At 69.4% G+C, this 20,995-nt stretch carries 16 protein-coding genes; 12 read left to right on the forward strand and 4 right to left on the reverse strand.

Going from position 1 to position 20,995, the window contains the following annotated elements:
• Positions 1-77: 77 nt before the first annotated feature.
• Together LVJ59_RS14380 and LVJ59_RS14385 are read left to right on the forward strand one after the other, a co-directional pair.
• Positions 78-1,457 carry an NtaA/DmoA family FMN-dependent monooxygenase gene (locus LVJ59_RS14380; RefSeq protein ID WP_232763546.1) on the forward strand — a complete coding sequence of 460 codons (1,380 nt, stop codon included), beginning with the start codon at positions 78-80 and terminating at the stop codon, positions 1,455-1,457.
• Positions 1,450-2,334, forward strand: coding sequence for a ribokinase (locus LVJ59_RS14385; RefSeq protein WP_232763547.1), 885 nt, complete (start codon positions 1,450-1,452; stop codon positions 2,332-2,334). The genes LVJ59_RS14380 and LVJ59_RS14385 overlap by 8 nt, the downstream gene beginning before the upstream one ends.
• Before the next feature lie 4 nt (positions 2,335-2,338).
• On the opposite strand, the gene LVJ59_RS14390 is transcribed toward LVJ59_RS14385, so the two are convergent.
• Positions 2,339-2,938: a PadR family transcriptional regulator gene (locus LVJ59_RS14390; RefSeq protein WP_047522369.1), complete on the reverse strand. Its 600-nt coding sequence runs from the start codon at positions 2,936-2,938 to the stop codon at positions 2,339-2,341.
• A 103-nt stretch (positions 2,939-3,041) separates the two neighbouring features.
• On the opposite strand from LVJ59_RS14390, the gene LVJ59_RS14395 reads away from it, so the two are divergent.
• Both LVJ59_RS14395 and LVJ59_RS14400 read left to right on the forward strand, forming a co-directional pair.
• Positions 3,042-3,551, forward strand: a complete 510-nt coding sequence (locus tag LVJ59_RS14395) for a flavin reductase family protein (protein ID WP_232763548.1) — start codon at positions 3,042-3,044, stop codon at positions 3,549-3,551.
• Entirely contained in the window at positions 3,548-3,955 is a 408-nt protein-coding gene (locus LVJ59_RS14400) for a riboflavin kinase (protein ID WP_232763549.1), read from the forward strand. The genes LVJ59_RS14395 and LVJ59_RS14400 overlap by 4 nt, the downstream gene beginning before the upstream one ends.
• Before the next feature lie 75 nt (positions 3,956-4,030).
• Here LVJ59_RS14400 and LVJ59_RS14405 read toward each other — a convergent pair whose 3' ends face one another.
• Complete coding sequence (locus LVJ59_RS14405) at positions 4,031-5,539, reverse strand: PucR family transcriptional regulator (RefSeq protein ID WP_232763550.1); 1,509 nt, start codon at positions 5,537-5,539, stop codon at positions 4,031-4,033.
• Between the two features lie 98 nt (positions 5,540-5,637).
• Here LVJ59_RS14405 and gabT point away from each other — a divergent pair, with 98 nt between their 5' ends.
• From gabT to poxB, 8 genes are all read left to right on the forward strand, one after another.
• Positions 5,638-7,005 carry a 4-aminobutyrate--2-oxoglutarate transaminase gene (gene gabT / locus LVJ59_RS14410; RefSeq protein ID WP_052193443.1) on the forward strand — a complete coding sequence of 456 codons (1,368 nt, stop codon included), beginning with the start codon at positions 5,638-5,640 and terminating at the stop codon, positions 7,003-7,005.
• A gap of 105 nt (positions 7,006-7,110) precedes the next feature.
• Positions 7,111-8,493 (forward strand): NAD(P)/FAD-dependent oxidoreductase, encoded by a 1,383-nt coding sequence (locus LVJ59_RS14415; protein WP_232763551.1) that lies wholly within the window; start codon positions 7,111-7,113, stop codon positions 8,491-8,493.
• Complete coding sequence (locus LVJ59_RS14420) at positions 8,493-9,377, forward strand: universal stress protein (protein ID WP_232763552.1); 885 nt, start codon at positions 8,493-8,495, stop codon at positions 9,375-9,377. The genes LVJ59_RS14415 and LVJ59_RS14420 overlap by 1 nt, the downstream gene beginning before the upstream one ends.
• Complete coding sequence (locus LVJ59_RS14425) at positions 9,377-10,924, forward strand: APC family permease (RefSeq protein ID WP_131494318.1); 1,548 nt, start codon at positions 9,377-9,379, stop codon at positions 10,922-10,924. The genes LVJ59_RS14420 and LVJ59_RS14425 overlap by 1 nt, the downstream gene beginning before the upstream one ends.
• A gap of 22 nt (positions 10,925-10,946) precedes the next feature.
• Positions 10,947-12,413 carry an NAD-dependent succinate-semialdehyde dehydrogenase gene (locus tag LVJ59_RS14430; RefSeq protein WP_232763553.1) on the forward strand — a complete coding sequence of 489 codons (1,467 nt, stop codon included), beginning with the start codon at positions 10,947-10,949 and terminating at the stop codon, positions 12,411-12,413.
• Between the two features lie 58 nt (positions 12,414-12,471).
• Positions 12,472-13,836, forward strand: a complete 1,365-nt coding sequence (locus LVJ59_RS14435; protein ID WP_232763554.1) for an NAD-dependent succinate-semialdehyde dehydrogenase — start codon at positions 12,472-12,474, stop codon at positions 13,834-13,836.
• Positions 13,837-13,948: 112 nt separating this feature from the next.
• A complete protein-coding gene (locus LVJ59_RS14440) occupies positions 13,949-14,386 on the forward strand; it encodes a pyridoxamine 5'-phosphate oxidase family protein (protein WP_047522352.1) in 438 nt (145 codons plus the stop codon).
• A 182-nt stretch (positions 14,387-14,568) separates the two neighbouring features.
• Positions 14,569-16,293 (forward strand): ubiquinone-dependent pyruvate dehydrogenase, encoded by a 1,725-nt coding sequence (gene poxB, locus LVJ59_RS14445; protein WP_134352067.1) that lies wholly within the window; start codon positions 14,569-14,571, stop codon positions 16,291-16,293.
• 8 nt (positions 16,294-16,301) lie between these two features.
• Here poxB and LVJ59_RS14450 read toward each other — a convergent pair whose 3' ends face one another.
• Entirely contained in the window at positions 16,302-19,106 is a 2,805-nt protein-coding gene (locus LVJ59_RS14450) for a hypothetical protein (protein ID WP_232763555.1), read from the reverse strand.
• A 23-nt stretch (positions 19,107-19,129) separates the two neighbouring features.
• Positions 19,130-20,953, reverse strand: coding sequence for an HSP90 family protein (locus LVJ59_RS14455; RefSeq protein WP_232763556.1), 1,824 nt, complete (start codon positions 20,951-20,953; stop codon positions 19,130-19,132).
• Positions 20,954-20,995: the final 42 nt, after the last annotated feature.

The following is a 20,995-nucleotide window of genomic DNA, read 5'->3' on the forward strand; positions in this document are numbered from 1 at the left end:
CTCGTCCCGGGGTTCCTCCGGCGTGCCCGGAACCACCTCAGAACGACCAGAACCACCCACAAGGAAGGCACCCGCACATGACCGATCAGAACACCGTCAAGCCGCTGCGTCTCGGCCTCTTCGAGAACGCCCAGGCGAACGACTCCGGTACGGCGACCTGGCGACACCCCGACAACGGGCGCTACCTGTTCGACAAGCTCGAGTACTGGCGCGACACCGCGCGCATGGTCGAGGACGCCGGGTTCGACTTCCTCTTCCTCGCGGATGCCTGGGGCTGGGCCGACGTCGCCGGCGAGCGTCCCGACATCTGCTCGGTGGAGGGTCTGGACCTGCCGCGCCTCGACCCCGCGATCATCCTCGCCGCCCTCATCCCCGAGACCACGCGACTGGGACTCGTCGCCACGGGGTCGACGTTGCTCGAGCCGCCCTATGCCTTCGCGCGCCGCATGGCGACGCTCGACATCCTCTCCGGCGGACGCATCGGCTGGAACGTCGTCACCACGGGCACCGCCGACACCGCGGTGCAGGGCTTCGGTGTGCCGATGGTCGGCCACGACGAGCGCTACCTCATGGCCGACGACTTCATGCAGGTCGTGTACAAGCTGTGGGAGCAGGCCTGGGAGGAGGGCGCGCTGGAGCGCGACAAGTCCGGCCGCTTCGCCGATCCGTCCAAGGTGCACCGCATCGCGCACGACGGCCCCTACTTCCGCTCGCACGGCTACGGCAACACCTCGCGCTCGCCGCAGGGCACTCCGGTGCTGTTCCAGGCCGGTGCGTCACCCGCAGGCCGCGAGTTCGGAGGCAAGCACGGGGAGGCGATCTTCGTCGGCAGCGGCTCGGTCGAGCAGCTCCGCGCCCACTCCGCCGCGATCCGTGAGGAGGCGGTGAAGAACGGCCGCGCGGCCGACGAGGTGAAGATCATGTCGGCGTTCGCCGCGATCGTCGGCAGCACGGAGGAGGAGGCGCAGCGCAAGTACGCCGAGGTCGCCGATGCGCAGAACCCCGACGTCACGGTCGCCTCGTACGCCTGGTTCACCGGGCTCGACCTCTCGGCCTACGCGCCGAGCACCCCGATGTCGGAGCTGAGCACCGAGCTGTCGCAGACACAGGTGGCCCGCTTCGCTGACAAGACCGTGGGCGACGTGCTCGGCGACTGGCACGCGCACGGCGTCGGCGCCCGCCCGATCGTGGGCACCCCCGAGCAGGTGGCGGACCGGATGATCGAGCTCGCCGACGGCGCCGACCTCGACGGCTTCCTGTTCGCCCCCGTCATCCCGCCGGCCTCGACCGTCGACTTCATCGAGCACGTGCTGCCGATCCTCAAGGAGCGCGGTGCGGTGGTCGACCCCTCGTCCGAGTCGCAGTCGCTGCGCGAGCGTCTGATCGGCACGCCCACTCCTGCGCTCGCCGACTCGCACACGGGCTCGCAGTACCGGCGGACGATGTCGCGTGTCTGACACCCGCACCGGTGTCGCCGTGGTGGGGAGCGCGAACCTCGACCTGGTCGTCGAGGTCTCGCGCCCCCCGCTCGTCGGTGAGACCCTGCTCGGTCGAGCCGGCGGACGCTTCTCCGGAGGGAAGGGCTTGAATCAGGCCGTCTCCTCCGCGCGCAGCGGCTCTCCCACACGGTTCTGCGCCGTCGTCGGGCAGGACGAGGCTGCTGACGTGCTCGAGCGGACGCTGTCGGACGCCGGCGTGACGACTGTCCTGCGCCGCAGCGCCGCAGCTCCCACCGGGGTTGCCCACGTGCTGGCCTTCGCTGACGGAGACAACAGCATCATCGTGGCCGCCGGTGCGAACGCCGAGCTCGACGCGGACGATGCGATCGCCGGGATCGAGGGCGCAGCGGTCGTGCTCGCCCAGCTGGAGGTACCGGCCGCGAGCGTGTCCGCCGCGCTGCATGCGGGACGGATGGCCGGCGCGTTGACGATCCTCAACGCCGCGCCCGCCCACCCTGCGGCGGTCGAGATGCTCCCCGATGTCGATGTTCTGGTGGTGAACGAGACGGAGTGCGCCGAGCTCGGCGGTATCGACCGGATGCATGCGGCGGGTGCACGGACCATCGTGCTCACCCAGGGCGCCGGGGGAGTGGTCCTCCACCGCGCGGGGCGCGACCCCCTGCACACCGAGGCCTTCCGGATCGACCCGGTCGACACGACCGGGGCCGGCGACGCGTTCTGCGGGGCCCTGGCCGCGGCCCTCGCCCGCGGCGACGGGATCGAGGAAGCCCTGATCGGCGCCTCCGCGGCTGGAGCCATCGTGGCCCAGCACCGCGGCGCGACCACCGCGGCCTTGTCCGCCGAGTCGATCGCGACGCTCGTCGCCTCGCGCTGAGTCGCTACTCCGTGCGGGCGGCGTCGTCGTCCGTGCTCACCGTCTCGCCGGCGAAGGTGTATTCGCCGCCGCGGAGGCGCTCCAGCAGGTCGAGCAGCCACTGCTTCTCGGCAGTGAGGCGGGCGGTGGAGAGGTCGAAGATCTCGCGCACATACTTCGGGGTCGTCTCGGAGCGCAGCGTGTCCTGCACGTCGAAGCCGTTCTGGGTGATGATCGCGTCGCTCTTGATGAGGCGATGTTCGAGGCCGGCGATGACCTCCTGCCGGCTCAGCACGAACATGAACGAGGCGACGGTCATGATGGCCTGGGTGTCGAAGGCGGCGACGTTCCAGAGGTTCTCCCGCAGCATTCGCTGGAGCTCGACCTCGCCGGACGGTGTGATGCGATAGGTCGTGCGCGCGGGGCGCTTGCCCTCGGCCTCGGTGCCGCTCTCGGCGATGTAGCCGTCGACCTCGAGGGCGCGCAGGGCGTTGTAGATGGATCCGGGCTGGATGTGCGCCCACTCGTCGACATGCCATGTCATGAGCTCTCGGCGGAGGAAGTACCCGTGTACGGGTTGGAACTGCTTCACGGCGCCGAGGACGACGAGGCGGGTGGTCGACATGCCCCTCATGCTAACGGCTGGGGTCCAAGATTCCGGTTGTTTGCATGATCAAAGTTGCCTATTATCGAAATTAGTCAAAGTTGATTAACGAAAGGAAGCCGAAATGACGTCTGCCGTGACCGAAGCCCTCCCGCGCGACCTCGCCCTCCGCCGGGCGTTCTCGGTATACCCGACCGGCGTCGTCGCCCTCGCTGCGCACATCGACGATCGGGCTGTGGGGATGGCGGTCAACTCCTTCACGTCGATCTCGCTCGAACCGGCGCTCGTCGCCATCAGCGCGGCGCGCACCTCGAAGACCTGGCCGGTGCTGCGCGAGGTCCCCGAGCTCGGCATGAGTGTGCTGGCCGCGCACCACGAGCCGCTCAGTCGTTCGCTGTCGGCGCGTGAGGGAGACCGGTTCGGCGGTCACGAGTGGCAGCGCACCGACGGTGGGGCCGTGCTCATCTCGGATGCCGCGCTCTGGCTCACCGGCCGCCTGCACAGCACATTCGACGGCGGGGATCACGAGATCGCGCTGTACGAGATCGCCGATCTCACGCTGTTCGACGACGTCGAGCCCCTCGTCTTCCACCAGAGCCGCTATCGCGCCATCGCCGCCCCCGAGAGCGCGTGAGCGCTCAGCCGCTCGGGGCGATCGCCGGCCTCGTCGTCCCCGGGGACGGTCGGGGACGGGAGCTCGGCTTCCCGACGGCGAACCTGGAGCTTGCGGACGACAGCCTCCCCGACGACGGCATCTACGCGGCATGGGTCCGGATCGATGGAGCCGCGCATCCCTGGGCGGCGAGCGTCAGCGTCGGAGCGAACCCGACCTTCGACGGCGACCGTGAGCGGCGGGTCGAGGTGCATCTGCACGACGCGGACATCGACCTGTACGGCCGACGATTGGATGTGACCCTGATCGCGCTGCTGCGTCCGACGCTCCGGTTCGACCGCGTCGACGACCTGATCGCCCAGACCGCGGACGACGTGGTCCGCTGCCGGTCCGTGCTGGGCGCGCCGCCGATCGGTCCCGGCTGATCGTTCCGATCGCACTCTCTCTCGGAAATGCGCCGGATTGGCGGCACGAACTGCGACCGGAGTGACTCGCCGAGGTTAGTCGCGAGCAGTCTGCAGGATCGTCCAGAGCTCGGCGCGCGCGGGGAAGGTCGACAGATCGATGTCGAGCAGCGCACCCGCATGGGCGATGCGGGTGCGCAGCGTGTGCCGATGCACCCCGAGTGCGATCGCGGCGGATTCGGCCTTGGCGTCGTGCTCCAACCAGGTGCGCAGCGAGCGCTCGAGCTCGGCACCGGTGCGGGCATCGTGTTCACGGATCGGTGCGAGGCGTGATTCCGCGACCAGGCGTGCCTCATCCGTCGCGAGTGCGGTGAGGATGCGGGAACCGACGGTGTCGGCATAGCGTGCGACGCCGTGGGTGCCCTGTTGCCGCAGTGCGGTGAGTGCCTGAGCGTGCGCCCGGGAGAAGGAGCCGTACCCCTCGGGCTCGGAGACGCCGATGCGGATGCCGAAGCGCGCGGCCGCCTCATCGAGCAGGGACTCATCGCCGACGGAGAGACACATCGTCACGCCGTCCTCGGACTCGGCCAGGAAGACGGCGGTGCCGTGCTCGACCCGGTTCCGCTCCCACCAGTCCGCGAGCGGGCCGGCCGGGGCATCAGCGGCGACGGCCACGACCACAGGAGCGGGCGGCATGCTTCCCAGCACTCTTCTGGCCAAGCCCGGATCGTCGGCGAGGAGCGAGCCGAGGAGCTGTGCATGCAGGCGTCGACGGCTCCGTGCGAGCTGTTCGCTCTGCTCCATCGCGAGTCCGGCCATCGCGATCACCGATGTCACGACCGACCGTGCTTCCGGGTCCAGCGCGTCGATGGCGAGGGCGATCACCCCGCGCAGATGCCCGCCGCGACCGACGGTGAACAGCATGAACGTGTGCTCGCCGAGGACCAGCGACTGCCCGGCTTCGAGCCCACGGGTGAGGATCTCCATCACCCGCTCGCCCAGGGCGTCGCGCACCTCGGTGTCGAGGCGGTCTCGGGGGTGGGAGGCGACGACCGTTCCCGCGGCGTCGAACATCCCCGCCCAGACCTCGAGCCGTCGTCCGAGTTCCGCGATCGTCGCATCGAGTCCGCTCGGACGCAGGGCGGCGAGGGCGAGGGCGCGCTGTGTGTCCAGCGCCCAGGATCGGCGGGCATAGGCCTGCGCGGCGATCGCCTCGGAGTGGGCACGGGCGACCGCGATGAACGGTGTGCGGTACGGCACGGTGAACAGCGGCATGCCGTGCGTGGCGCAGGCGGCGACCAGCTCGTCCGGAACGCCCGAGCGGTGCACCTCGGTGCCGAAACCGAGTCCGAGGACACCCCGATCGGCGAGGCGACCGACGTAGGTGTCGATGCCGACGGCCTCGTCGAACTGTGTGCCGGTGGTCAGCAGGGCGAGGTCTTCCGAGAGGAACGGTGTCGGATCGGCCAGGTCCGAACTGTGCACCCAGCGCAGGGGACGGTCGAGAGCTCCGTCCGCCAGCTCGGCCTCGCGGGGGACGAGTGCGAGTCCGAGATCGCGGCGACGCAGCAGGGCGCGCAGTGTCGGCTGCTCGGTTGTGGGCACGGCGCGTCCTCCCGCATGTACAACGTGGCGAATTCTCTCATCAGATTGTACGTCTCGGTGAGTGCGGGGGTCTTCGGCACCGCCGTACGCTCGCGAACATGGCACTCCTCGACACCGCAGCCCCCGCAGTCCCTCTCGGCGGACCCGACCTCCCGCAGGAGCGTCGTCTGGTCACGGACCTCCCCGGGCCCCGCTCGGCCGAGGTGCTCGCGCGCAAGGCGGATGCCGTGGCAGCGGGTGTCGGTCACACCGTGCCGATCGCCGCCGTCGCGGCCGGCGGCGGAGTCGTCGTCGATGCCGACGGGAACTCCCTCATCGACCTCGGCTCGGGCATCGCCGTGACCACGGTCGGCAACGCGCACCCGAAGGTCGCCGCCGCCGTCGCCGCCCAGGCCGCGCAGTTCACCCACACCTGCTTCATGATCTCGCCCTACGAGTCGTACGTCGACGTCGCTGAAGCACTCAACCGCGTCACCCCCGGTGGATTCGCCAAGAAGAGCGCCCTGTTCAATTCGGGAGCGGAGGCGGTCGAGAACGCCATCAAGATCGCCCGCAAGCACACCGGTCGCCAGGCGGTCGTCGCCTTCGACCACGGCTACCACGGCCGCACCAACCTGACCATGGCGCTCACCGCCAAGTCGATGCCCTACAAGAGCGGGTTCGGCCCGTTCGCCCCCGAGGTCTACCGCGCGCCGATGTCGTACCCGTTCCGTGACGGGCTCGAGGGTGGCGAGGCCGCTGCCCGCGTGATCCTCCAGCTCGAGAAGCAGATCGGCGCCGACAACCTGGCCGCGGTCATCATCGAGCCGATCCAGGGCGAGGGCGGCTTCATCGTCCCCGCCGACGGCTTCCTGCCGGCGATCGTCGACTGGTGCCGCGCGAACGGCGTCGTCTTCATCGCCGACGAGGTGCAGACCGGATTCGCCCGCACGGGGCACATGTTCGCGAGCGAGATCTTCGGCATCGAGCCCGACCTGATCACCACCGCCAAGGGGATCGCCGGCGGTCTTCCGCTCGCCGCCGTCACCGGCCGCGCGGAGATCATGGACGCCTCGCACTCCGGTGGTCTGGGCGGCACCTACGGCGGGAACCCGATCGCGTGCGCCGCGGCGCTCGCGTCGATCGACGTGTTCGAGAACGACGGGGTGATCGAGCGTGCCCGGGAGATCGGCACGATCCTCACGGACCGCCTCACCGCGATCCAGGAGAGCGACCCTCGCATCGGCGACATCCGTGGCCACGGTGCGATGATCGCGGCCGAGTTCGTCGACCCCGAGACCAAGGCACCGAACGCCGCTCTCACGGCCGCGGTCGCCAAGGCCTGCATCGCGCAGGGCGTCATCGTCCTCACCTGCGGAACCTACGGCAACGTCATCCGCTTCCTTCCTCCGCTCTCGATCGGCGACGACCTGCTGAACGAAGGCCTCGACGTCGTGGCCGCCGCCCTCGCCGCGGCCACGGAATGATGTGCAGGCCGCGCTGCCGCGTGGCCTGACCCCCTGTCCGGTCGCGACCCCAATCGGGGGATTTCGGGTCGCGACCGGCACTACTTCCCAACGAAGGAGTTGCAGATGTCTGAGATCACCCGCGATGTACTGATCGTCGGTGCCGGAGCCGCAGGGCTCACGGCGGCGAACGACCTCCGGAAGGCCGGCCTGTCGGTCGCCGTGCTGGAAGCCCGCGACCGCGTCGGCGGACGACTGTGGACCGACGTCATCGACGGCGCCATGCTCGAGATCGGCGGCCAGTGGGTCTCGCCCGATCAGGATGCACTCAAGGACGCGATCGAGGAGCTGGGGCTCGAGACCTACAGCCGCTACCGCGAAGGGGACAGCGTCTACATCGGACCCGATGGGCAGGTGCACCGCTTCACCGGCGAGATGTTCCCCGTCGCCCCGGAGACCGAGGCGGAGATCGCTCGGATCACCGACATCCTGGATGCGCTCGTCGCCGAGATCGACCCGGATCGTCCCTGGGCGCACCCGAGCGCCGCCGACTGGGACTCCATCACCTGGGACGCGTGGCTGCGTCACCAGACCGACGATGACGAGGCCGTGCGGAACCTGGCCTTCGCCACGGGATCCGCGATGCTCACCAAGCCGACGCACGCGTTCTCCCTGCTCCAGTCGCTGCTGATGGCCTCGTCCGCCGGTTCCTATTCGAACCTCGTGGATGCCGATTTCATCCTCGACAAGCGGGTCGTCGGCGGGCTCCAGCAGGTGCCGCTGCGTCTCGCCGAGCGTCTGGGCGACGATGTGCTCCTCAACCAGCCCGTGCGCAGCCTCGAGTGGTCGGATGCCGGCGTCGTCGCCACCACCGACGACCTCACGGTCCGTGCCCGCCACGCGATCCTCGCCCACGCGCCGGTGCTGTACAGCCGCATCTCGTTCGTGCCGCCGCTGCCGCGCCGCCAGCATCAGCTGCACCAGCACCTCTCGATGGGCTTCGTCATCAAGGTGCACGCGGTCTACGACCGTCCGTTCTGGCGCGAGCAGGGCCTCAGTGGCACCGCGTTCAGCCCGTACGAGCTCTCGCACGAGGCCTATGACAACACGAACCACGGCGATGAGCGCGGCACCCTGGTCGGCTTCGTGTCCGACGCCAACGCCGACGGGGTCTTCGAGCTCTCGGCCGAGGAGCGCAAGGAGCGCATCCTCGAGTCGCTGTCGCACTACTACGGTCCCGAGGCCAAGAACCCGGTCGTCTACTACGAGAGCGACTGGGGCAGTGAGGAATGGACGCGCGGCGCCTATGCCGCGAGCTTCGACATGGGCGGCCTGCACCGGTACGGCGCTGATCTCCGCACCCCCGTCGGCCCGATCCACTTCGCCTGCAGCGACATCGCCGGTGCCGGGTACCAGCACGTGGACGGCGCGATCCGGATGGGGCACCTGGTCGCCTCGAACATCGTCGAAGCAAGCCGTGAGAACGGCTCCGCAGAGAGCGTCGGCTGATGAGCGGCTCGGTCGTCGTGGGGTACACGGCGACGGATGCGGGAGCGGATGCTGCCGCCCTCGGTGCGCGGCTCGCCCGCAGCCTCGGCGCGACGCTGCACCTGGTGATCGTGCTTCCCAACGAGGGCACCCGCAACGCCGCGGTGCCGCCGGAGCGGGCCTACGAAGAGCACATCAGGGCGCAGGCCAAGAAGTGGCTCGGCGAGGCCGTGGTCAGCCTTCCGCAGGAGCTGACCCGCAGCGGTCACGTGCGCTTCTCCGAGTCGTTCGCCGAAGGACTGATCGCCGCCGGTGAGGAGTTCGGCGCCAGGGTCATCGTGATCGGCGCAGCGGGTGGTGGCATCTTCGGACGCCACCGTCTCGGCAGCGTCGCCTCCGAGCTCCTGCACTCGTCGACCATCCCGGTGGCCCTCGCCCCCGTGGGGACCGCGCAGCAGGACGACCACGTGATCCCGCGCGTCACCGTCGCGGTCGGCTCGCGGCCGGGCGCCGATGCCCTTCTCGACGAGGCCGTAGCCATCGCCGGCGACAGCGGTGTCGATCTCCGACTCGTGTCCCTCGTGCCGTTCGACGTGCCTCCGGGGCTCGACACGGGCGCGATCCGCACGGTCGGCGACACGCACGCGCAGGAGGTGCTGGCGGTGGCGACGGAGCTGCTGCCGGACGGTCGCACCGCCGCGGTCGAGAAGGCACCGGGCGACTCCGTCGAGGATGCCGTCGCGCAGCTCCACTGGCTTCCCGGGGAGGTCGTCCTCGTCGGCTCCAGCCGCCTGGCCCAGCCCCGTCGTCTCTTCCTGGGGTCCACGGCAGCGAAGATGCTGCACGAGCTCCCCGTCCCCATGATCGTCGTCCCGCGCACCCGCAACGAGGCAGGAGAACGCTGATGAGCAGCACCAACCGGGCGACGGAGCCCGAATCCGGTGTCACCACCGGTATCTCCACGAAGGGCCTGAGCGCCGGAACGGTCGGCCTCATCGGCGCGGTCGTGATCGGCATCTCGTGCATCGCGCCCGCATACACGTTCACCGCGGCCGTCGGCCCGGTCGCGTCCACGGTGGGGTCGCAGATCCCCGCCATCATCCTCGTCGGGTTCATCCCGATGCTCCTGGTCGCCTTCGGCTATCGCGAGCTGAACAACCGGATGCCCGACTCCGGCACCTCGTTCACGTGGGCTGCCCGCGCCTTCGGGCCGTGGGTCGGCTGGATGGCAGGCTGGGGCCTGGTGGTCGCCACGATCCTGGTGCTGTCGAACCTCGCCGGCATCGCGGTCGACTTCCTGTTCCTGCTGATCTCGCAGATCACCGGCAATCCGGACATCGCCGGGCTGGCGAGCGTCACGTGGATCAACATCAGCGTGTGCCTGCTGTTCATGCTCGGCGCGACCTGGGTCTCGTACCGCGATATGCAGACGACGCAGAAGCTGCAGTACTGGCTGGTGAGCTTCCAGATCCTCGTCCTCGTCTTCTTCGCGATCTCGGCGATCGTCCAGGCCGTCGCCGGCAACGGCTTCGACTACCAGCCGTTCGATCTCAACTGGTTCAACCCCTTCGCGATCTCGTCGTTCAGCGCGATCGCGGCCGGCCTCTCGCTCTCGATCTTCATCTTCTGGGGCTGGGACGTCACGCTCACCATGAACGAGGAGACCAAGGATCCCGAGAAGACCCCGGGGCGTGCGGCCACCCTCACGGTGCTCACGATCGTCTCGCTGTACCTGCTGCTCGCCGTCGCGATGATCATGTTCGCCGGCGTCGGAACCGGTGCGCTGGGACTCGGCAACGAGGACATCCAGGAGAACGTCTTCTTCCACCTCTCCGGCCCGATCCTCGGTCCGCTCGCGTTCCTTGTCTCGCTCGCCGTGCTCACCAGCTCGGCCTCGTCGCTGCAGTCGACGTTCGTGGGACCGGCGCGCACGCTGCTCGCGATGGGGCACTACGGCGCGCTGCCCAAGTCGTTCGCGAAGGTCAGCCCGCGCTTCTTCACGCCCGGGTACGCGACGATCGTCTCGGCGATCGTGGCATCGGCCTTCTACGCCGTCATGCGCGTGGTCAGCGAGGACACGCTGTGGGACACCATCCTCACGCTCGGCATGATGATCTGCTTCTACTACGGGATCACCGCCTTCGCGTGCGTCTGGTACTTCCGCAAGCAGTGGTTCGACTCGACGCGGAACTTCTTCTTCACGTTCCTGTTCCCGCTCGTCGGCGGAGCGATCCTCGCGGTGCTGTTCTTCACCACGCTGATCGACTCGATGGACCCCGCCTACGGGTCCGGTTCGCAGATCGGCGGCGTCGGCATCGTCTTCATCCTCGGGATGCTGATCATCGTCGTCGGCATCGTCGTCATGATCTGGAACGCGGTCCGACGGCCCGCGTTCTTCCGCGGACAGACGCTGAGCATCGACGCACCGCCCAGCCGGCGCCCGCGCTCCTAGCCCTCCTCACAGAAAGAGAATCATGAGCACCCAGACCGAACAGGCCCTCCTCGACAGCATCCCCACCGGTCTCTTCATCGGCGGTCAGTGGATCGACGGCGAGACCGGCGGCACCTTCGACGTGCAGGACCCCGCGACCGGTGCCGTGATCCGCACCATCGCCGACGCGACGCCCGAAGACGGCATCCGTGCGCTCGACGCCGCGGTCGCTGCTCAGGACGACTGGGCTGCGACGGCTCCTCGCGTGCGCAGCGAGATCCTTCGTCGGGCGTTCGACCTCGTGCAGGAGCACAAGGAGGATCTCGCCCTGCTCATGACCCTCGAGATGGGCAAGCCGCTCGCCGAGGCCCGGGGTGAGGTCGGCTACGGCGGCGAGTTCCTGCGGTGGTTCAGCGAGGAAGCCGTGCGCATCAGCGGCCGATATGGCATCAACCCGGAGGGCACCGGCCACATGGTCGTGTCGCAGCGCCCGGTCGGACCGTCCTTCTTCGTGACGCCGTGGAACTTCCCCTTCGCCATGGCGACGCGCAAGATCGCCCCCGCGCTCGCCGCCGGCTGCACTGTCGTGATCAAGCCCCCGGCACTCACGCCGCTCACCACGATCTTCTTCGTCTCGCTGCTGGAGAAGGCCGGACTGCCCGCGGGCGTGGTCAACGTCGTGCAGACGTCGAAGTCCAGCGCGCTCTCGGCACCCATCATCGCCGACCCGCGTCTGCGCAAGCTGTCGTTCACCGGTTCGACCGAAGTCGGCCGCAAGCTGATCGCTCAGGCGGCGGAGGGCGTGCTGCGCGTGTCGATGGAGCTCGGAGGCAACGCGCCGTTCGTGGTGTTCGACGACGCCGACCTCGACAAGGCGGTGGACGGGGCGCTCGCCGCGAAGTTCCGCAACATCGGACAGGCCTGCACCGCGGCCAACCGTTTCATCGTGCACAAGGACGTCGCGGGCGAGTTCGCGAAGCGCGTGACCGAACGTGTCAACAGCATGAAGATCGGTCGGGGCACGGAGGACGGCGTCGCGATCGGTCCGCTCATCGACGCGGATGCCGTCGCCAAGGCCGGCGAGCTCGTCGACGACGCGGTCGGACGCGGTGCGACCCTCCTCGCGGGTGGCAAGGCCGTCGAGGGCACGGGCACGTTCTACGAACCCACCGTGCTCACCGATGTCGTCGCCGGGAGCGCGATCCTCCGCGAGGAGATCTTCGGACCGGTGCTCGCCATCGCGACCTTCGAGACCGAGGATGAAGCCGTGCACCTCGCGAACGACACGGAGTACGGGCTCGTCTCGTACGTCTTCACCGAGAACCTGCAGCGCGGACAGCGGATGATCGACAAGCTCGAGACCGGCATGATGGGTCTCAACGTGGGCGTGGTCTCCAACGCAGCTGCCCCCTTCGGCGGCGTCAAGCAGTCCGGCGTCGGCCGCGAGGGCGGGTTCGAGGGCATCCACGAGTACCTGTCCACCAAGTACACGCTGATCCCGGTCTCCTGATTCCGATGCGCGGGGCCCGCGCCGTCGGGTCCCGCCCCACCACACGAGAGGACATGTCATGACCGACTACGCCGTCATCAACCCCGCCACCGGAGAGACGCTGGCGTCCTTCGACACCTTCACCGACGCCCAGATCGAGGAGGCCGTCGCCGCCGCCGACGACGCCCACCGCGAGTGGTCGCGCTCGTCGACCGTCGCCGAGCGCGCCGCGCTCCTGCACCGCGCTGCCGAGCTGCACCGCGAGCGACGGGAAGAGCTCGCCGACATCTTCGTGCGCGAGATGGGGAAGCCCCGTGAGGCCGCGCTCGGCGAGGTCGACTTCGCCGCGGACATCGCCGACTACTACGCCGATCAGGCGGAGTCGATCATGGCGGACCAGCCGATCGCGATCCTGGGGGAGGGCTCGGCCGTCATCCGCCGCTCCTCGCTCGGGCCGCTCATCGGCATCATGCCGTGGAACTTCCCGGCGTACCAGATCGTCCGCTTCGCCGCCCCGAACCTGATCGTCGGCAACACGATCTTGCTGAAGCCGGCGCCGCAGTGCCCGGAGTCCTCGACCGCGATCGAGAAGATCTACCACGATGCCGGCTTCCCGAAGGGCGCCTACCAGAACGTGCTCGCGACGAACGAGCAGATCGCGACGATGATCGCCGACCCGCGCGTGCAGGGTGTCTCGCTCACCGGCTCCGAGCGCGCCGGCGCCGCCGTCGCCGAGATCGCCGGCCGCAACCTCAAGAAGGTCGCGCTGGAGCTGGGTGGCTCCGACCCGTTCATCGTGCTCTCCACCGACGACCTCGACGCCACCGTGCAGGCCGGCGTCGATGCTCGTCTGGACAACAACGGACAGGCCTGCAACGGCGCGAAGCGGTTCATCGTGGTGGACGGGCTGTACGACGCCTTCGTCGAGAAGTTCACGGCAGCGATGGCGGCGGTCGAGGCGACCGACCCCATGCTCGACGACACGGTCCTCGGTCCGGTGTCCTCCGAGACGGCCGCGGTCACCCTGCAGAAGCAGATCGACCAGGCCATCGAGCAGGGGGCGACCCTGCTCACCGGCGGAACGCGCGAGGGCACGTTCTTCGCTCCGACCGTGCTGGCCGACGTGACGCCCGAGATGAACGTGTACCGCGAGGAGCTCTTCGGACCCGCTGCCGTCGTCTACCGTGTGGCGGATGAGGACGCTGCGGTCGAGCTCGCGAACGACACCACGTTCGGGCTCGGCTCGTACGTCTTCACGACGGATGCCGAGCAGGCCGAGCGCGTCGCCGACAAGATCGAGGCGGGCATGGTCTACGTCAACCTCGTGCTGGCTGACAGCCCCGAGCTGCCCTTCGGCGGTGTCAAGCGCAGCGGCACGGCCCGCGAGCTGGGCCACCTGGCCGCCGACGAGTTCGTCAACAAGAAGCTCATCCGCATCGGCTGAGCGCCACGATGGACGGCCCCTCGCAGACCGCGAGGGGCCGTTCGCGTGCGGTCATCGAAACGCGTGACGAATGGCCTGTCGGTGAAGACATCGAGTGGGAGACAATGGCGGCATGAGCGCGCACACCGACCCCATCGAGACCCTGACCTCGGACCGGAGCTGGGAGCTGCTCGGCACGCAGGAACTGGGACGACTCGTCACCCATGTGGGCGACACGATCGATATCTTCCCGGTGAACTACGTGGTCGACGGCGAAGGCATCCTGTTCCGCACCGCGCCGGGCAGCAAGCTGTTCGAGCTGACCGTCAACACCGACGTGTTGTTCGAGGTCGACGACCACACCGACACGGATGCCTGGAGCGTGATCATCCGCGGGTACGCCACCGCACTGGAGTCGGATGCCGACGTGCAGCGGGCGGAGGCCGCGGGGCTTCGGCCCTGGATCCCCACCCTCAAGCGTGTCTTCGTGCGCATCGCCCCGACCTCGGTCTCGGGGCGGGCGTTCCGCCGCAGTGCCGAGCCGGAGCGCGACGGTCCCCAGGAGTACTGACCGCACCGGCACTGCGCGGCGCGTGTCCCGAAGGAGATCTCCCGTCCTGAAGGAGATCTCACATCCTGGAGGAGAACTCACGCTCTGAAGGAGATCTCCCGTTCTGAAGGAGCGAAGACAGCATTCGCTCCTTCAGAGCATGAGATCTCCTTCGTGTGGGTGCCCGGGCGTAGGGTCGAAGCATGGCCAACGTCGCTGAGAACATCGTCAAGACTCTGCACGCCAATGGGATCGACCGGGTCTACGGCATCCCCGGGGACTCGCTGAACGGCTTCACGGACGCCCTGCGCAAGGACGGCACGATCCGATGGGTGCACGTGCGCCATGAGGAGTCCGCCGCGTTCGCCGCCGCTGCGGATGCCGCCACGACGGGAGAGCTCGCGGTCGTCGCAGGATCCTGCGGACCGGGCAACCTGCACCTCATCAACGGACTGTACGATGCGAACCGCTCGCGTGTGCCGGTGCTCGCCATCGCCGCGCAGATCCCCACCACCGAGATCGGCACGGGGTACTTCCAGGAGACGCATCCGCAGGAGCTCTTCCGCGAGTGCAGCGTGTACGTCGAGTACGTCGCCGATCCCGCACAGATGCCGCGCCTGCTGGAGATCGCCATGCGCGCCGCGATCGAGGAGCGCGGCGTCGCGGTGCTCGTGATCCCGGGGGACGTCGCCCTCGCTGACATCGCCGACGATCGCGCCGTCGTGATCGAGCGCAGCCACCCCGTGATCGTGCCGAGCGCTGCGGAGCTTGAGAAGGCGGCGACGCTGCTGAACGCGGCGAACAGCGTCACGATCCTTGCGGGTGCCGGTGTGGAGGGCGCCCACGACGAGGTCATAGCCCTCGCCGACACGCTCGGCGCGCCGATCGTGCACGCCCTCCGCGGCAAGGAGTTCATCGAGTACGACAACCCCTTCGACGTCGGGATGACGGGGCTTCTGGGCTTCGCCTCCGGGTTCCGCGCGATGGAGGCCGCCGACGCCCTGCTCGTGCTGGGCAGCGACTTCCCCTACGAGCAGTTCTATCCGGACGGTGCGAAGACGATCCAGGTCGACATCCGGGGTGCACAGCTCGGGAAGCGGCATCCCCTCGATCTGGGGCTGGTCGGTGACGTGCGCGCGACCGCCGATGCCCTGCTGCCGCGTCTGGCACGCAAGGACGACCGGAGCCACCTCGATGACGCCACCGCCCACTATCGCAAGACACGCAAGAAGCTCGACGAGCTGGCGGTGCCCGCGAAGGGCGACCGCCCCATCCATCCGCAGTATCTGGCTCGGCTCCTGGACGAGTACGCGACCGACGACGCGATCTTCACGGCCGACGTGGGGTCGCCGACCGTGTGGGCGGCCCGCTACCTGTCGATGACCCAGGACCGCCGGCTGATCGGTTCGTTCACGCACGGCTCGATGGCCAATGCGCTGATGCACGGGATCGGGGCGCAGGTGGCCCACCCCGACCGACAGGTCGTGGCCCTCGCGGGTGACGGTGGTCTCTCGATGATGCTCGGTGAGCTGCTGACCCTGACGCAGAACGAACTGCCCGTGAAGACCATCGTGGTCAACAACTCGTCGCTGAACTTCGTGGAGCTCGAGATGAAGGCCGCGGGCTTCGTGACGTACGGGACCGGATTGGAGAACCCCAGCTTCGCCGCGATCGCCGAGGCGATGGGGATCTTCGCCCGTCGTGTGGAGCGCAGCGAGGATCTGCCGGAGGCCGTGCGCGAGGTGCTCGCCCACGACGGCCCCGCCCTGTTGGACGTGGTGACGGAACGGCAGGAGCTGTCGATGCCGCCCGCGATCGAGGCAGCCCAGGTCAAGGGCTTCGCGCTGTACGCGATCCGCACGGTGATGTCCGGGCGCGGGGACGAGCTCCTCGATCTCGCCAGGGCGAACTGGCGCCAGTTCTTCTGAGCGGGCGCTCAGCTCTCCAGGTGCGAACGGATCTCGGCGGCTTCACCGTGCCGACCGAGCGACTCGAAGACGTTGCCGAGTTCGAGTGCGGCCACCTGCAGCAGTGGAGGGTGGCCGGCGGCGTGCTCGATCGCACTGCGGTAGACGGGTACTGCATCGGCTGACCTGTCGTTTCCGGCGAGCACGCGTCCGGCGAACAGCTCAGAGCTCCCTGCAGAGCCCAGGTCTCCGAGCGCGGCGAACCCGTCGGCGGCGGTGAGCGCGGCCGCGACCGCCTCGTCGATCCGGCCGAGCTCGGCGAGAGCGCGACCGCGCGAATCCGTGACATCGGCGAGGAGCCACTCCGCCTCGTGCTGCTGCGCGAGCGCGGCGACCTCGTCGAAGAGCGCGAACGCCCGCTCGTCACCACGACCGCCGTACGCCTGCCCGAGACTGTGCAGCACCTCGGTCAGCGCTCCGACGGCGTCGGGTGCGCGGCGCACGATCTCGGCGGCCGCCTCCAGCAGCCCGATCGCGTCCTCCTGTTCGTCGAAGCGTGCGAGGATCTTGGCCTGCTCGGTCATCGACATCGCCTGATCGGCGTGCTCTTCAGCCTGGCCGAACAGTTCGGAGGCGTAGCCGTGCGCCCCGACGGCCTGGCCGAACTCACCGGCCGCGCCCAGGGCGCGGGCCAGCATCGATGCCGTCATCGCGCGGGAGCCGGCGGCCACCTCCGCGTTCTCCTCCCGCTGCAGCACATCGCCGAACAGCTCCGCCGCTTCCTCCGCATCCCCGACCCGCAGCATGGCGCGCGCGAGACGGAAGTCGACACCGGTGGAGTCGCCCCCGGCCTCTCCAGCGATCCGCGACGCGAGACGGTAGCGCGAAACGGCCTTCTCGGGCTCTTCCGCGTCCTCCCAGAGGGCCCCGGCGAGCAGGTGCGCATCGCCGAGCGCGCGGGTCGCTCCCAGCTCGGCGAGCAGCCGGCAGACCTCGTCTGCATCCGTGGCGCCTTCGACGTAGTTGTCGGTGCCGCCACGCACCCGCGCCCTGATCTGCAGGGCCTGTGCCCGGTGTCCGATGCTGAGGTCTTCCTGGGCGAGGAAGCCGTCGAGCAATGTGATCGCCGGTTCCAGGTCGCCCTTGCTGAGCACCGCCGAGATCGCCAGCAGGGTCGTGGTGTTCGAGAGGCGAACGTCCTCGGCCTCGGCGAACGAGCGGGCGGCGACCTCTGCGAGATCCAGTGCCGCATCCGCCTCGCCGGCCTGCAGGTGCAGTGCGGCGCGGCTGATCGCGAGGTCACCGCGCGACCAGGCGGGAAGCGAGGCCGAAGCCGCGTCGGAGATCGCCTCTTCCAGCGCGGCGGTCGTCTCGGGGGTGTTCAGCCCGAAGGTCGCGAGCTCCAGGCGTTCCTCCAGTGCGGCTTGCTCCTCGCGTCCGGCGGCCCGGAGCGCGGCGATGCGCTCGGGCAGCAGCTGCAGGGCCTCCTCGGCGCGGTCGAGGGCGATCAGGATGCCCAGACGCATCGACAGCAGCTGGGCGCGCTTGTCGGGTTCCTCCACCGCGAGAGCCCGGGGAAGAGCGTCGAGGGTCTCGTGTTCGGCCCCGAACTGGGCGAGCTGCATCGCGCGCTCGAACCAGCCGTCCGCATCCACCGGGGCGGCGGACGGGGTCGGGGCGACGAACGCATCCGAGCGGATCGGCACGTCGTACTGCTCCGTGGCGAGGGCGCGCATCCGGTCCAGACTGCGGGCGTGTCCCCGGGTCCCGTCCCGCTCGTCGAACGCGGCGCCGATCCGCTCTGCGGCGGACCAGGCCGCCGCAGCGAGGTCGGTCGCGCTCCATGGACCGTCGTGCTCGCCGAAGAACGGGACGAGGGAGGGAGCGTCCGCACCGCGCACGGGGGTGTCGCCGTGCCCCGCGGCGGTGACCCGGTCCAGGGCCACGGCGAGGGCGGCGAGGGCGGCGAAATGCGCGTCGACGTTCAGTCCGTCGTGCGCCAGCCAGGCGATGTGCTTCTCCACCATGGCGAGTGCCCGCGCCTCGTTGCCCGTGATCGCGGCGAAGACGATGTTGTTGGCCACGATGCGGAGGTTGTCCGGGTTGTCCTTCGCCAGGCGGTAGCTGCGCAGGTGGGCGGTCTTCGCTTCCGCCGGGCGTCCGGCGCGGAGGTAGGGGAGCAGGGCCCGGGAGAGCGCATGCTCCGGCTCCTCGCCGCAGGAGAAGCCGCCCTCGATCATCTCCTCGACCAGCTGGATCGCCTCGTCGTCGCGGTCGGTGTCCGCATAGAAACCGGCGACCTGACTGCGACCGCAGGCGTCGCAGTGACTGTGGTCGTCGCGGGGAGTGGCCTCGAGCTGCACGCGCAGCGCCTCGGCATCGTCCATGCGACCGGCGTCCCAGGCATCCTCGAAGCGTGCGGTGAGCACGCCGCTCAGGCCGAGTCCGGCGGCGCGGTAGTGCGCCTCCATATCGTCCAGCACGGCGGCGATCTGCTCCTGCGAGAACGCGGGCGAGGACCGCAACGAGGAGGCCATCCACTTGAACTGCCACATCAGGTCAGCGCCGCCGTTGTCGAGGTCGGCGGGGAACCGCTGCGGATCCGCATCATGGTGCGCGAGGCACCACGCGAACGAGTTCAGCATCACGTCGGTCGCGCCGCCCATGTTGGCCGAAGCCGTCTGCCGCATCCGCGCCTCGTACTCGAGGCGCTCGTCGCCGACCTCGACCGCCAACGCCACGGCTTCCGCGACGAGGGCCTGCTCGGCGGGGCCCCAGGGCGTGCGATCGATCTCCTCGATCAGCTGCTGGAAGCGCTTCTTCGGACGTGCCATGGACGGAACCCTTCGATGGAGAGTCAGCGGACGTCCTCGAAGGGGATCTGATCCCCTTCGAGGCCGGCCGAGAGCGAGACGAGATCGGCGAGCGCACTCGTCATGAGTGCGCGGTCGGCGTCGGCGAGCGGATGGTGCCCCGCGAGCAGTGCCTGGATGTAGAGGAGCTGCACCGTGCGGGCGAACACGGCATCGTCGCGCACGCGCACCAGCGCGCGGACGACACGGTTCGACCAGTTCAGGCACAGACGCGCACGGAGATCTTCCTGGCGTCCGGACGACAGCGTCCGGTCGATGCGGTCCAGCACCCCGCCCCAGAGCGCCCCGGTGACGCCCTTGGTGCGGCCGCGGTCGATCGCGCGCAGCACCTCGGGGTCGGCGACGTAGAGCCCTGCGAGGTCGGGGCGGTCGATGGAGCGCACCACCACGGAACATCCGGATGCCGTGAGCACGGCCTCGGCGCGGGCCTCCAGCGCGACGGCGGCATCGCGGTCGTCGAGAGGCGGAGGATCGAGGCGGTCCAGCTCGGCGGTCACATCGACCTGCTCGACCGTGACGTGCGGGTACAGGTCGGGAAGCATCCGGATCAGATCGGCGTCGTAGAGATACCCTCCGTTGACCAGTACCTCGCCGCCGGGGGAGATGCCGGCCACCTGGCGGAACTCGTCCACGGTGTTCGCGTACCGGATGTGCGGGTGACGCTCGACGAGGTCGCCGATCCGGAGGGTGCCGTGCGTCGTCTCGACGGTCAGCCAGCGGGAGATGAAACGGGCCAACTCCTCGTCGTGGCGGACGAGCGACTTCAGCCCGACCTCGTGCACGGCGACGAACTGCGCCAGGCGGTGCGGCTCGCTCAGTCCGAGCTCGAGCACCCAGCGGCGGATGCCGGCGCCGAGCTGCTCGCGCACGCGCTCCAGGGCGTCGTCCTCGACGAGCGACTCCCGGCTCGCGGTGGGTGCGAGCCCGGTGGAATCCACCACGGCGCGGACGAAGAAGGCCCACTCGGGCAGCACGTCGTCGACGCGCTCGGAGAGCAGCATCCGTCCCAGATACATGCGCGTCGCCTGACGTGCACCGGGAGGCGGGGCGTAGGGCAGCACGTAGGCGAGGCCGCGGGTGCCGGTGGCCGGCTCGCTCAGCTCGATGACATCGAGAGGGCCGGCCCCGAGGAGGTCGCGTCCGTAGCTCACGGCGGCCTCCGGGTCCTGCGCGGCCTCGAGGAACGGCGCATCCCGGGTGATGTCGATGTCGCCGGAGGCGGTGTCGATCGTGACCCGCACCGGCAGGAACTCCCCGAACGTCGTCGCCAGCTCGTGCACGCTGGCCGGGCGCAGCAGGTCTCCGGCGTCGAAGCGCGGGACGAGATGCACGCTGGTGCCGATCGGCAGCTCCTCGTCGATCTCGGTCACCTGGAACGTGCCGTCCGCGCTTCCCGTCCACTCCACGGAGGCCCCGCCGCGGGCGCTGCGGGAGCGGATGACGATCGCGTCGGCGACCATGAAGCAGCTCAGCAGTCCGATGCCGAACTGTCCGAGGTAGTCGCTGCGCGGCAGGTCGAAGATGTCGCGCTTGGAGCTTCGGCCGACGGTCGCGAGCAGATCGGCGACCTCGGTCGCGGTGAGCCCCACGCCGTCGTCGCGCAGCACGAACTCGCCGCTCTCGGCGGTCAGCGGAGTGATCCGGATGCGTCCGCCCCCGCCGTCGACCTCGCGACGCGCCGTGATCGCGTCGCGGGCGTTCTGCAGAAGCTCCCGCAGGTACACCCGGGGGCTGGAGTAGATGTGTCGACTGAGCAGATCGACGACTCCGCGCAGATCCACCTGGAACTGCTGCACTTCAGCGCTCACCGGCGCTCCCTCCTCCTGCACACGCTCGCCGAGCCTAACAAG

The organism is Microbacterium sp. KKR3/1 (assembly GCF_021272365.1).
Taxonomy (GTDB): domain Bacteria; phylum Actinomycetota; class Actinomycetes; order Actinomycetales; family Microbacteriaceae; genus Microbacterium; species Microbacterium aurugineum.

Excerpts from the sequence above, each read along its gene's own strand:
- LVJ59_RS14440 (WP_047522352.1), top strand. The coding sequence starts at position 13,949 with ATGAGCGCGCACACCGACCCCATCGAGACCCTGACCTCGGACCGGAGC.
- LVJ59_RS14415 (WP_232763551.1), top strand. The coding sequence starts at position 7,111 with ATGTCTGAGATCACCCGCGATGTACTGATCGTCGGTGCCGGAGCCGCA.
- LVJ59_RS14425 (WP_131494318.1), top strand. The coding sequence starts at position 9,377 with ATGAGCAGCACCAACCGGGCGACGGAGCCCGAATCCGGTGTCACCACC.
- LVJ59_RS14430 (WP_232763553.1), top strand. The coding sequence starts at position 10,947 with ATGAGCACCCAGACCGAACAGGCCCTCCTCGACAGCATCCCCACCGGT.
- poxB (WP_134352067.1), top strand. The coding sequence starts at position 14,569 with ATGGCCAACGTCGCTGAGAACATCGTCAAGACTCTGCACGCCAATGGG.
- LVJ59_RS14435 (WP_232763554.1), top strand. The coding sequence starts at position 12,472 with ATGACCGACTACGCCGTCATCAACCCCGCCACCGGAGAGACGCTGGCG.
- LVJ59_RS14450 (WP_232763555.1), bottom strand. The coding sequence starts at position 19,106 with ATGGCACGTCCGAAGAAGCGCTTCCAGCAGCTGATCGAGGAGATCGAT.
- LVJ59_RS14380 (WP_232763546.1), top strand. The coding sequence starts at position 78 with ATGACCGATCAGAACACCGTCAAGCCGCTGCGTCTCGGCCTCTTCGAG.
- LVJ59_RS14420 (WP_232763552.1), top strand. The coding sequence starts at position 8,493 with ATGAGCGGCTCGGTCGTCGTGGGGTACACGGCGACGGATGCGGGAGCG.
- LVJ59_RS14395 (WP_232763548.1), top strand. The coding sequence starts at position 3,042 with ATGACGTCTGCCGTGACCGAAGCCCTCCCGCGCGACCTCGCCCTCCGC.
- gabT (WP_052193443.1), top strand. The coding sequence starts at position 5,638 with ATGGCACTCCTCGACACCGCAGCCCCCGCAGTCCCTCTCGGCGGACCC.
- LVJ59_RS14390 (WP_047522369.1), bottom strand. The coding sequence starts at position 2,938 with ATGTCGACCACCCGCCTCGTCGTCCTCGGCGCCGTGAAGCAGTTCCAA.